Source organism: Paraburkholderia sp. GAS334 (assembly GCF_050436625.1).
In the GTDB taxonomy this organism is placed as follows: Bacteria; Pseudomonadota; Gammaproteobacteria; order Burkholderiales; family Burkholderiaceae; genus Paraburkholderia.
The window spans coordinates 126,532-138,853 of record NZ_JBNDMO010000010.1; the positions used below are offsets into that span (position 1 = coordinate 126,532).

General features: G+C 63.2%; 10 protein-coding genes. 1 reads left to right on the forward strand and 9 read right to left on the reverse strand.

Annotated elements, in window-relative coordinates:
* Nucleotides 1–3: 3 nt before the first annotated feature.
* Together P3T21_RS19810 and P3T21_RS19815 are read right to left on the reverse strand one after the other, a co-directional pair.
* Complete coding sequence (locus P3T21_RS19810; RefSeq protein ID WP_429257643.1) at nt 4–222, reverse strand: DUF465 domain-containing protein; 219 nt, start codon at nt 220–222, stop codon at nt 4–6.
* Between the two features lie 78 nt (nt 223–300).
* On the reverse strand, nt 301–1,317 hold the full coding sequence (locus P3T21_RS19815) for a hypothetical protein (protein WP_429257644.1): 1,017 nt from the start codon (nt 1,315–1,317) through the stop codon (nt 301–303).
* A gap of 306 nt (nt 1,318–1,623) precedes the next feature.
* Between P3T21_RS19815 and P3T21_RS19820 the strand changes: the two genes are divergently transcribed.
* Complete coding sequence (locus tag P3T21_RS19820) at nt 1,624–3,969, forward strand: Tex family protein (RefSeq protein WP_429257645.1); 2,346 nt, start codon at nt 1,624–1,626, stop codon at nt 3,967–3,969.
* Nucleotides 3,970–4,112: 143 nt separating this feature from the next.
* On the opposite strand, the gene P3T21_RS19825 is transcribed toward P3T21_RS19820, so the two are convergent.
* The 7 genes from P3T21_RS19825 to hflK all read right to left on the reverse strand — a co-directional run bounded on the left by P3T21_RS19825 (nt 4,113) and on the right by hflK (nt 12,287).
* Entirely contained in the window at nt 4,113–5,999 is a 1,887-nt protein-coding gene (locus P3T21_RS19825) for a potassium transporter Kup (protein ID WP_429257646.1), read from the reverse strand.
* 287 nt (nt 6,000–6,286) lie between these two features.
* Nucleotides 6,287–6,874 carry a phosphoribosyltransferase gene (locus P3T21_RS19830; RefSeq protein WP_429257647.1) on the reverse strand — a complete coding sequence of 196 codons (588 nt, stop codon included), beginning with the start codon at nt 6,872–6,874 and terminating at the stop codon, nt 6,287–6,289.
* 3 nt (nt 6,875–6,877) lie between these two features.
* Nucleotides 6,878–8,224, reverse strand: a complete 1,347-nt coding sequence (locus P3T21_RS19835) for an adenylosuccinate synthase (RefSeq protein WP_429257648.1) — start codon at nt 8,222–8,224, stop codon at nt 6,878–6,880.
* 146 nt (nt 8,225–8,370) lie between these two features.
* Complete coding sequence (locus P3T21_RS19840) at nt 8,371–9,522, reverse strand: ATP phosphoribosyltransferase regulatory subunit (RefSeq protein ID WP_429257649.1); 1,152 nt, start codon at nt 9,520–9,522, stop codon at nt 8,371–8,373.
* Between the two features lie 215 nt (nt 9,523–9,737).
* Complete coding sequence (locus tag P3T21_RS19845) at nt 9,738–9,929, reverse strand: DUF2065 domain-containing protein (RefSeq protein ID WP_228977878.1); 192 nt, start codon at nt 9,927–9,929, stop codon at nt 9,738–9,740.
* A 46-nt stretch (nt 9,930–9,975) separates the two neighbouring features.
* Complete coding sequence (gene hflC / locus P3T21_RS19850; protein ID WP_429257650.1) at nt 9,976–10,881, reverse strand: protease modulator HflC; 906 nt, start codon at nt 10,879–10,881, stop codon at nt 9,976–9,978.
* 11 nt (nt 10,882–10,892) lie between these two features.
* Nucleotides 10,893–12,287 (reverse strand): FtsH protease activity modulator HflK, encoded by a 1,395-nt coding sequence (gene hflK / locus P3T21_RS19855; protein WP_429257651.1) that lies wholly within the window; start codon nt 12,285–12,287, stop codon nt 10,893–10,895.
* Nucleotides 12,288–12,322: the final 35 nt, after the last annotated feature.

A 12,322-nucleotide genomic window follows, 5' to 3' on the forward strand; every position in this document is an offset into this window, starting at 1 on the left:
ATCTCACGCGCGCGCGTCCGGTTCCAGCTGCAACTGCAGCAGAATGATGGTGTCTTTGACCTTGAGCTTGCGCTTTTTCAGGCGTTTTATCTCGAAGTCGTCGATGCCGGGATCCTCCGACACCCTGTCGATCAGGCGATCAAGACCACTGTGCTCCGATTCCAGCTGCAGAATGCGGTCGCGAAGAGTATTCGCGTTGATGACGTGCTGATGATCGCGCATGCTCGCCCCTCCTCCGAAGTGGCGAGGGCTGCCTCGTGCAGCCGCTGCGCCTGAGGTTGCTGTCCGGCTTAAAACGCGTTACTGGTTCTGTTGCTGCTGTTGCTGCAACTGCTGCTGCTTTAACTGATCCTGCTGTTCCTGCTGCGCCTTTTGCTGCGCTTTCTCGGCGGCCTGCTTCTGGCGGGCCTCGACGTCCGCCTTGTGCTGCGCGGCGTCGATCTGCTTCTGGTTGTAACGCTGCTGGTTCTCGGTCCGCTCCTGCGCCTTCTGGGCACCCTGCTGACGCGCCTCGTCGAGCTTGCGCTGGTAATCGGACTGCTTCGAATCGTAAGCCTTCTGGTTCGCCGTCGCATCGGTCGCCGCGTTCGCCCCGGCGGTACCCCGCTGCGCCTGATCGATGGCGTGCTGTTGCTGCTTGCCCTGATACGCCTTTGCGTTCGCGGCGCGTTGCGGCGCTTCTGCGTTGCGCTGCGCCTGATCGATCGCGTGTTGCTGCTGCTTTGCCTGGAACGCCTGCTCGTTCGCGGCACGTTGCGGCGCTTCGGCATTGCGCTGCGCCTGATCGACGGCGTGCTGGCGCTGCTTGTCGTCGAATGCCTGGGCGTTGCGGGCTTCGTCCGCGGCGCGCTGCGGCGCTTCCGCTTCGTCCTGCGCGCGCTTGATCGCGGCCTGCTCATCGCGTACGCGCGCGCGTTCGACGCGCTGTTCGTCATCGAGCGCGAGCTGCTGCTTGCGGATATCCGTCGCGACTTCGCGCATCGCGTCGCGCGCCTTGCCGAGACAGTGATTCACAAAGAACGTGCTATAGCAGTTGTGCTGCGCAACCGCGTACTTGTAGTTGTTCTCGTCGGAACGACTATTGAGGACCTTCTGACGCGCTTCGAAATCGTTGCCGCTGACGTCCGGCGCTGTCGACGACACGGCCCGCGCTCCCGAAGCACCCGACGCTGCATCAGCACGGGCCGGCGCTGTGGGCGCATTCTGCGCATACGCCGGCACGGCGACGGCAAACGCGGCTACAAACGCGACGGCAGCAGCACAGGCGCCGAGCGCGCCCGACCATGAAGCCGAAAGCGAACCCGGACGCGAATTCAAGGACGAACCGGAATGCCGGCCGGCGTGTCTATCGCCAGACGGACCAGAAAAACGACCGCTAGACAGACCCGGAAACGGGCCAACCGGCGCACGAACGCGCGGGTCGCGAGGCACAACAAACGGGAAACGGGAGGTCGGCAACGTCGTAGATGGGCAACGGAACATGCCCGAAATTCTATCACCCCACGCCTGAGCGCTCGGGCATTTATGGCAAAATGCCCCGCGTCAGCAACCGGTCGCCGCGGGTCCGCCCGACGCGGCACTTCAGGCGGCCCTGATCGAAACCCGCAGGAACACGCACACCTTATGACGGAAACCGTAGCACTCAAGATCGTACAGCGCATCGCCACCGAACTCGCCGTCCAGCCACGCCAGGTCGCGGCCGCGGTGCAACTTCTCGATGAAGGATCGACTGTTCCGTTTATCGCTCGTTACCGGAAGGAAGTGACTGGCAATCTCGACGATACGCAGCTGCGTAACCTCGAAGAACGGCTCCTGTATCTGCGCGAACTCGAAGAGCGGCGCGCGACGATCATCGCCAGCATCGACGAACAGGGCAAGCTCACCGACGAGCTGCGCACCGCGATCGAAGCCGCCGACAGCAAGCAGGTGCTCGAAGACCTGTATCTGCCCTACAAGCCGAAGCGCCGCACGCGCGCGCAGATCGCCCGCGAAGCCGGCCTCGAGCCGCTCGCGCAGGCGCTGCTCGCCGATCCGACGCTCGATCCGCAAGCCGAAGCCGCTGCGTACGTCGATGCCGAAAAGGGCGTCGCCGACGTGAAGGCCGCGCTCGACGGCGCGCGCGACATCCTCTCGGAACAGTTCGGCGAAACCGCTGAAGTGCTCGGCAAGCTGCGCGATTACCTGTTCAATCAGGGCGTGGTGTCGTCGAAGGTCGTCGAGGGCAAGGAGAACGCGGAAGAAGAGAAATTCCGCGATTACTACGACTATTCGGAAACGATCCGCACGGTGCCGTCGCATCGCGCGCTCGCGCTCTTCCGCGGCCGCAACGCCGGCGTGCTGATGATCAAGCTGGGTCTCGGCGAAGAACTCGACGCGCAGGTGCCGCATCCCGGCGAAGCGATGATCGCGCGTCACTTCGGTATCGCGAACCAGAACCGCGCAGCCGACAAATGGCTCGCCGATGTGTGCCGCTGGTGCTGGCGCGTAAAGGTACAGCCGCACATCGAAAACGAACTGCTGACGAATCTGCGCGACGAAGCCGAGCACGAAGCCATTCGCGTGTTCGCACGCAACCTGAAGGATCTGCTGCTGGCCGCACCGGCCGGCCCGAAGGCTGTGATCGGCCTCGATCCGGGTCTGCGCACGGGCGTGAAGGTCGCGGTGGTCGATCGTACCGGCAAGGTGCTCGCGACCGACACGATCTACCCGCACGAGCCGCGTCGCGACTGGGACGGCTCGCTCGCAAAGCTCGCGCGCATCTGCGCGCAGACGCAGGCCGAACTGATCAGCATCGGCAACGGCACGGCGTCGCGCGAAACGGACAAGCTCGCGAGCGAACTGATCTCACGTCACCCGGAATTCAAGTTGCAGAAGATCGTGGTGTCGGAAGCGGGTGCTTCGGTGTATTCGGCGTCCGAACTCGCGGCGAAGGAATTCCCGGACATGGACGTGTCGCTGCGCGGCGCGGTGTCGATCGCGCGACGTCTGCAGGATCCGCTCGCGGAGCTCGTGAAGATCGAACCGAAGGCCATCGGCGTCGGTCAGTATCAGCACGACGTGAACCAGCGCGAACTCGCGCGTTCGCTCGATGCAGTCGTCGAGGATTGCGTGAACGCCGTGGGGGTCGATGCGAATACGGCTTCGGTCGCACTGCTCGCGCGCGTGTCGGGGTTGAACGCGACGCTCGCGCGCAACATCGTCGACTATCGCGATACGAATGGTCCGTTCCCGTCGCGCGAACACCTGCGCAAGGTGCCGCGTCTTGGCGACAAGACGTTCGAACAGGCCGCGGGTTTTCTGCGTATCAACGGCGGCGAGAATCCGCTCGACCGCTCTTCAGTGCACCCGGAAGCGTATCCGCTCGTCGAACGGATGCTCGCGAAGATCAGCAAACACGTCGGCGACGTGCTCGGCAATCGCGAAGCGCTGTCGGGCCTTTCGCCGACTGAATTCGTCGACGATCGCTTTGGTCTTCCGACCGTGCGCGACATCCTCTCCGAGCTTGAAAAGCCGGGCCGCGATCCGCGTCCCGAGTTCAAGACGGCGACATTCCGCGATGGCGTCGAGAAGGTCTCCGACCTCGTGCCGGGCATGGTGCTCGAAGGCGTCGTGACGAACGTCGCGGCGTTCGGTGCGTTCATCGATATCGGCGTGCATCAGGACGGCCTCGTGCACGTGTCGGCGATGTCGACGAAGTTCATCAAGGATCCGCACGAAGTCGTCAAGGCCGGCCAGGTCGTGAAGGTGAAGGTGCAGGAAGTCGACGTGAAGCGCCAGCGTATCTCGCTGACGATGCGTCTCGACGACGACTTCGCGGCCAGCTCCGCACCGCGTAGCGGCGGCCAGCAGGATCGCGGTACGGGTCGTCCGGGCGGCACCGGCGGCGGACGTGGACAACAACAGCAACGCGCGCGCGATGCGGAACCGGCCGGCGCAATGGCCGCTGCGTTCGCGAAGCTGAAGCGTTGATGCCCGGACGCTGGGCACGAGGCACGGTAACGGCAACACGCGTCGCCGTTGCCGCGAAATAAAAAAAGCCCACGCAGTGCGTGGGCTTTTTTGCGCGCCCGCTTTCCCAGCAGCGAAGCGACCGCACGGCGATCAAGCCGTGCTCAGATCTCGATCTTCGTCCCGAGCTCGACAACACGATTCGCCGGAATGCTGAAGAAATCGGTCGGCTTGGCCGCGTTCTGATGCATCCACGCGAATACACGCTCGCGCCATACAGACATGCCCGGCAACTGCGTCGGCACGACCGTTTCCCGCGCGAGGAAGAACGACGTGTCCATCATCTCGAACGTCATGTCGTGTGTGCGGCCGACGTCGAGCAGCACGGCCTTCACGTCCGGCGTTTCGTTGAAGCCGTACGCGGCCTTCACGAGATACAGGCCACCGTCGAGATCCTTCACAGTCACGCGCTCCTCGTCGTTCACGTACGGAATGTCGCGCGTCACGAAGGTCAGGAAAATCGTGCGCTCGTGCAGCACCTTGTTGTGCTTCAGGTTGTGCAGCAGACTCACCGGAACGAGCGTGTCGCTGCCCGTCAGATAGATCGCCGTGCCCGACACGCGATGCGGCGGATGCGCGAGCAGACCCTGCAGGAACGGCATTAACGGAATACCGTCGGCGGCAGTGCGCTCCTTGACGATCATGCGGCCCTTGAACCACGTCATCAGCAGGAAGAACAGCAGCGCGCCGATGCAGAGCGGCAGCCAGCCACCCTCCTCGACCTTCAGCAGATTCGCGCCGAAGAAACCGAGATCGACGGTCATGAAGACCCCGATGATCAACGCGACCAGCAGCCTGTTCCAGTTCCACACCTTCACCATCACGACGCACGCGAGCACGGTCGTGATGACCATCGTCGCCGTCACTGCGATACCGTACGCGGCCGCAAGGTTGTCCGAACTCTTGAAGCTGATCACGATGCACAGGATGATGAACAGCAGCATCCAGTTCACGACCGGCACGTAGATCTGGCCAATCGCCAGTTCCGACGTATGCAGGATCTTCATGCGTGGCACGTAGCCGAGCTGGATCGCCTGGCTCGTCAGCGAGTACGCACCCGAAATCACGGCCTGCGAGGCAATGACAGTGGCGACCGTCGAAAGGATCACGAGCGGCAACAGGGCCCAGTCGGGCGCAAGCAGGAAGAACGGGTTTTCGATCGCTTTCGGATCGTGCATCAGCAGCGCGCCCTGGCCGAAATAGTTCAGCACGAGCGACGGCATCACGAGCACATACCAGGCCACACGGATCGGCTGCGCGCCGAAGTGGCCCATGTCGGCATAGAGCGCTTCCGCGCCGGTCAGCACCAGCACGACCGAGCCGAGCACGACATACGCCTGCAGCACGTGCGCCGACATGAACGAGACCGCGTAATACGGATTGAGCGCCGCGATAACGCCCGGCGACTGCACAATGTGCATCAGACCAAGCACCGCGATCGTCACGAACCACAGCACCATGATCGGTCCGAACAGACGCCCGACGAGGGCTGTGCCGTGCCGCTGGATCCAGAACAGCAGGATGAGGATGGCGATCGTGAGCGGCATCACGAGATGCGACAGCTTCGGTGCCGCGATCTGCAGGCCTTCGACCGCTGACATCACCGAGATCGCCGGTGTGATCACCGCGTCGCCGTAGAACATGCACGCGCCGAAGATGCCCAGCATCATCAGCATGCCGGCCGCCCTGCTCGTGTGATCGAACGATCTTAACGAGAGCGCCATCAGGGCCAGCACACCGCCCTCACCGTTATTGTCGGCGCGCATCACAAACAGCACGTACTTGATGCCGACGACGATCACAATCGCCCAGAACAGCAGTGAGATGACGCCAAGAATGGACGCGTCGGTGAGCGGAATCCCATGTGACGGGGAGAACGCTTCCTTGAGCGAATACAACGGGCTCGTGCCGATGTCGCCGAAGACCACACCGATCGCAGCGATAGCGAGAGAAGGCAAAGGCTGCCTGCTCCCGTGGTTGGTATTTGTCATAAACGCGGAAAATCCGTTCCTGATCGGAAAAGCGAGCGCTATTCTAAACTGGCCGTCGAGACCGACCGGCCGGCATGTTGCGGATACGCCACGAGGACCGTCCGCGCAGTGTAGCATCGCCCTAAAGGCGCGTCTGTCGTACCTGAATGACTTTCGGGCACGTCGCGCACGTCGCCGCACAATGATGACGGATCATCGCCGCAGGCCTCGGCCGCGCAAAAAAAACGGAGCCCTTGCAGGCTCCGTTTTTTATGCGACACACCATGCAGTGATCGCACGCATTGTCATCATGCCCTCGACCACGCATCCTGCGCGGTTCCGCGCTTGATCCAGGCACCGAGATTGTGCGGACGAACCGTATCCCACTCCTCAAACGGTTGATGGATCCACGGATTGGTGGGCAGGTACTGCACGTGATAATCCGGCGTCACCTTTGAGCAGCCCTTGTACCAGAGCACCGCCGAACGTACCGCGGTGATGGCCGGGTAACGTTCCTTCAGATGCTGCTGCACACGTGCCAGCGTCACGCCGGAGTCGACCAGATCGTCGACCAGCAGCACGTTGCCCGACAGTTCACCCCGCGTCATCGTAATGTATTGCGCGATATCAAGCTCGCCCTGCTCGGTGCCAGCCGCTTCGCGATACGAACTTGTCGCGAGAATCGCGAGCGGCAGATCGTAAATACGCGACAGCTGGTCGCCAACGCGCAGACCACCGCGCGCAAGACACAGAATCTTGTCGAACTTCCAGCCGGACTCATGCACAGCGAGCGCCAGCAGCTCGATGAGCCGGTGGTACTCGTCCCAGCCGACCCAAAGATTCTTTTCGTCGTTGCGCGGATCTTTCATCGCAATCATGGGCACACCCTGCGTCATGACTTAAACCTTGAACGGATGACGAAGGAGAATGGTTTCGTCACGGTCCGGGCCCGTGGACACCATGTCGATCGGCACGCCGGCCACTTCCTGCACACGCGTGAGATACGCTTGCGCGTTGGCAGGCAGCTTGTTCCAGTCGGTGATGCCGATGGTGCTTTCCTTCCAGCCGCCGAACGTTTCGTACACCGGCTCGCAACGCGCGACTTCCGATGCGCCACGCGGCAGGATGTCAGCGTCCTTGCCGTCGAGCTTGTAGCCGACGCAGAGTTTGACTTCGTCGAGGCCGTCGAGCACGTCGAGCTTCGTGATGCAGAGGCCCGATACGCCGTTGATCTGGATCGAGCGACGCAGCGCAGCAGCGTCGAGCCAGCCGGTACGACGCGGACGACCCGTGACCGAACCAAATTCCTTGCCGACCGTGGCCAGCGTCAAACCGATCTGTTCCTGACGGTTGGCGTTGTCGGCGTCGTAAAGTTCGCTCGGGAACGGGCCCGAACCGACGCGCGTGCAATACGCCTTCGTGATGCCCAGAATGTAGTTCAGCTTTTGCGGGCCGACACCTGCGCCCGCCGTGGCCGCACCGGCCACGCAGTTGCTCGACGTGACGAACGGATAGGTGCCGTGATCGATGTCGAGCAGCGTACCTTGCGCACCTTCGAACAGCAGGTTGTGGCCAGCGTGATTTTCGTCGTACAGACGACGCGATACGTCCGTCACCATCGGCTTCAGACGGTCGGCATAGCTCAGCATCATGTCCAGCGTCTGCTGGAAATCGACCGCAGCCGCGCCGAGGTACTGCGTCAGCACGAAGTTGTGGAAATCGAGGTTTTCGCGCAGGCGTTCAGCGAAGGCTTCCGGTTCGAAGAGGTCCTGCACGCGCAGACCGCGGCGCGCGACCTTGTCTTCATAGGCCGGGCCGATGCCGCGACCGGTCGTGCCGATCTTGCTCGCGCCGCGACGCGCTTCGCGCGCCTGGTCGATGGCGATGTGATACGGCAGGATCAGGGTGGTGGCTTCGGAAATGAACAGGCGCTTTTGAACGTCGACGCCAGCGGCCTCGAGTTCGCCGATTTCCTTGAACAGCGCTTCCGGCGACAACACGACGCCATTACCGATGTAGCACGCGACGCCGGGATGCATGATGCCCGACGGAATCAGACGCAAGATGGTTTTCTTGCCGCCGATGATGAGCGTGTGACCGGCATTGTGACCGCCCTGGAAGCGAACGACGCCTTGAGCGTGGTCCGTCAGCCAGTCGACGATCTTGCCCTTGCCCTCATCACCCCACTGGGTTCCCACGACGACGACGTTACGCCCGGGGTTCACATTCACTGCGCTGGCAGACATGTTGTTTCGTAAGCTGGTTAAAAACGTATTCTACCGATATTCGCGGAAGGTTCCGGATTTTTTCCGTTTCCGCTCAATGGTGTGGACGTTATTCTGGGTGTTTTGAATAAGGCACGACGGCATGCCGCGCCCTGCTTTTCCGGCGCTCAGGAACGTGTTTCGACGACCCACGCACCGTTGCGTTCGACCAGCACGCGATCGCACGCGAACTCATCGAGATCGTGATCGTGGCCAGGCAGCGCCTGGATCACCACTTCACCGGCGTCGCGCAGCGCAGCGACGCTCGTACGCAACGCTTCGTCGTGCTGCCACGGCGCGAGGATCGCACTGCTGCGCGCCTCGACGGGCGAAATCCGCGCCACTTCACGCAGATCGAGCGAAAAGCCCGTCGCGGACCGCGCACGACCGTACGCTTCACCGACCTTGTCGTAACGGCCGCCGCGCGCCACCGCGTTCGGCACACCGTCCACGTACGCCGAGAACATCACGCCGCTGTGGTACGCGTAGCCGCGCAGGTCGGCCAGATCGATCATTACTTCCGCGCCGTCGACCTGCGCGGCGAGGAACGCCAGGTCGTCCAGCGCGCGGGCGATTTCCGGTGTGTCGGGCAGACGCGCGCGCGCTTCGGTCAGCACCGAGGCGTCGCCGTAGAGCGTCGGCAGGACGCGCAATGCGTCGCGCGTTGCGGGCGTCAGGTTCGCCGTCAGTTCGTCCAGACGCGGCACGTCCTTGCCCGCGAGCGCTTCGTACAGCGCTTCACCCTGCGCGACTGCGCTCGGTTCGTTCGCGATCAACGCAGAGAGCACGCCCGCGTGGCACAGATCGAGTCGCACCTTCGTGAGACCCGCGAGGTGCAGCGCGTCGAGCATCAGTTGCTGGATTTCCAGATCCGCTTCGAGGCCGGCGTGGCCGTAAATTTCCCCGCCGATCTGGATCTGTTCACGCGTCGCGTGCAGGCCACGGGGACGCGTATGCAGCACGTTGCCGGCGTAGCACAGGCGCGTCACGCCCTGACGGTTCAGCAGATGCGCGTCGATACGCGCAACCTGAGGCGTGATGTCTGCGCGCAGTCCAAGCGTACGACCCGACATCTGGTCGACGAGCTTGAACGTTCGCAGGTTCAGGTCGCTGCCACCGCTCGTCAGCAGCGACTCGAGATACTCGAGCATCGGCGGCATGACCATTTCGTAACCATACGCACGAAAACGGTCCAGCAACCGGCGGCGCAATTCTTCGATCTTGCGGGCCTCCGACGGCAGCACGTCGGCAATATTCTCGGGAAGTAACCAGGTCGACATCGATACAGTCCTACGACGTTGAACACGGCGCCTGGGCGCGCCGGTATATGACGGTGAATGGCGGAAAGCGTGTCCGCCAGGCCGGATTTCCGCGATCTGCGGGCCACGGCGCCGGGGTTCCTGCTCAGGTTGCGATCGCATCGCGCCCAGTGTGCACCCGGTTCGCGACCACGTCGTATCCGTGGCCGAAACCTTGTGCTGCGATCACGTCGCAATCACGTCGCAATCAGCAACAGAACAAGCCCGAGCACCATCACGATCAGGCCGCCGATGCGCACCTGATGCACCGGGCGCTCCGCAATTCTACGAAACGTGTCGCGCCAGGCGCTCGGGAACACAAAGGGAAACATGCCCTCGATGATCAGCATCAGGGCGATCGCGAGCAATAACGAGCCGGCTATATCCATTCGAATGACGGCGCCGCGGCGCGAGACGCGCGCGACGCTCCGGTAATCAGTGTTTGCGGGCGGGCGCAGCAGCAGCGTCCGGCGACGTGCCGCCCGTCGGGCTGCGCATGAAGCGGAAGAACTCGCTGCCTGGATCGACTACGATCACGTCGTTCGGCTTGAAGCTGTTCCGGTACGCCTGCATGCTCTGGTAAAACTCATAGAACTGCGGGTCGCGACCAAACGCGTCAGCGGCAATCGACGCAGCCTTGCCATCGCCCTCGCCCTTGATCGTCTGCGCTTCCTTGTAGGCATCCGCGACAAGGCCCTGCTGCTGTCGGGCTGCGTCTGCCTTGATCTGGTCGGCTTCGGCCGCGCCCTTCGCGCGTTCTTCGTTCGCGACCTGCTCGCGCGCGGCAGTCATGCGCTTGTAGACGGAATCCGTCATGGCCGCCGGGAAGTCGACGCGCGTCATCTGCACGTCGATCACGTCGATGCCGAGCGGAGCCGCGGCCTTCTGCATGGCTGTACGTGCCTGGGTGGCGATGTCCTGCTGCTTCGCGAGCGCATCGGCCAGCGTGTACTTCGCGAAGACACCGCCGAGCGCGTCGCGCGACATCGTCGCCAGCCGTTCCGGCAGACCCTGCGCGTCACCCCTGGTGTCGGCGAAGAGCCTGAGCGGATCGGCCACGCGATAGCGGATCACGGGGTTCACGAGGATGTCGATCTTGTCCGACGTCACGTAGCGATCGGCATCCGGTGCATCGACGGACTGGATGCGCGTGTCGACCAGCGTCGCCGTCTGCAACGGCGGCGGAAGCTTCACATGCAGGCCGGGACCGACGAGCACGGGCGCGGTATCGCCATGTGCGGACACGACAGCCATATGACGCTGATCGACGACATAGACCATCGACGAAGCGGCAAACAACACGATCACAACTGCAACGACGAGCGCAATGATTCGGTTCATGTTCGCGCTCCTTATTGCAGTTCGTCGTCGCGACCGCGACTACGGAACGAATCGCGCGAACGGAATGCGTCGCTGGCTGCGGCGGCCTGGCTTGCGCCGCTCGCCGGAGCGGCTGCGGCGCCGGAGGCCGGGATCGGAGCAACAGTCGCCGCGGCTGCGCCGCTGGCGCCCTGCGGCGTAGCTGACGATGCGCCGGAACCGGACTGCGCACCGCCCGCTGTCGCGTCAGCGGCCCGCTGACGGGTCTGTTCGACGAGCTTGTCGAGCGGCAGATACAGCACGTTATTCGCCGACTTGCTGTCGACGAAAACCTTCGTCGTATTCGAGTAGATGTGCTGCATGGTGTCCAGGTACATGCGCTCGCGGATCACCGCGGGCGCCTTCGAGTACTGCGCGTAGACCTGCTTGAAGCGCTCGGCGTCACCTTCCGCCTGCGCGACGACACGGTCGCTATAGGTTTTCGCGTCATCGATCATGCGGGCCGCGTCGGCCTGGGCACGCGGCAACAGATTGTTTGCATAAGTCTGCGCGTCGGCTTTCACACGCTCGCGATCCTGACGCGCCTTCGCGGCATCGTCGAACGCGGATTGAACCTGCTCCGGCGGCGCCACGCCCTGGATCGTCACGCCAGTGACGGCAAGACCCGTGTGGAATTCGTCGAGCGAGCGCTGGATGGAATCGGTGAGTTGCAGACGGATTGCTTCGCGATCCTGATAGAGGATGTCGTCCGTGCTGCGGGCGCCGACCAGTTCGCGCACCGCGGCCTGTGCGGCCTGCGTCACGGTCTGATCAGGATCGACGCTGCGGAACAGATAGTCGGTCGGCTTCCTCACCTGGTATTGCACCGAGAAACGCACGTCGACGATATCGCCGTCATGCGTCAGCATCGACGCATCCTTCACGTTGGGCGTACGCACAACGTTGTTGCGGCCGATTTCCACCGACCGCGCCTGCCCGACGTTGACCATCTCATGGGATTCGAACGGATACGGCAGGCGCCAGTGAGCACCCTGACCCGCCGTGTAGCGATACTCGCCGAACTGCGACACGACGCCAGCCTGGCCGTCCTGCACGACGAATACGCCGCTGCCGAGCCAGATCGCGATCAGCACGCCGATGACGATGCCCACGCCGATGCGTGCGCCACGGCCGTTATCCGGCCGGCGTTCGCTACCGCCCGTGCCCTTGCCTTTGCGGCCGAACACGCCCGACAGGCGCCGGTTGAATTCACGCCACATCTCGTCGAGATCAGGTGGGCTTTCGCCGTCCTTGCCGTTCGGTGGACGCTTCGGCTCGTTGGGACGTTGCTTGTCGCCATTGCCGTCTCCCCGGCCCCAGCGCGGATCGTTCATCGAGAAAATGGCGCGCAGGCGCAGCCAGGTACTACGCTCGTTGTAATCGTTCACCTGTGTTCGTTCACCAGAGTAGACAGCCGGTCAAT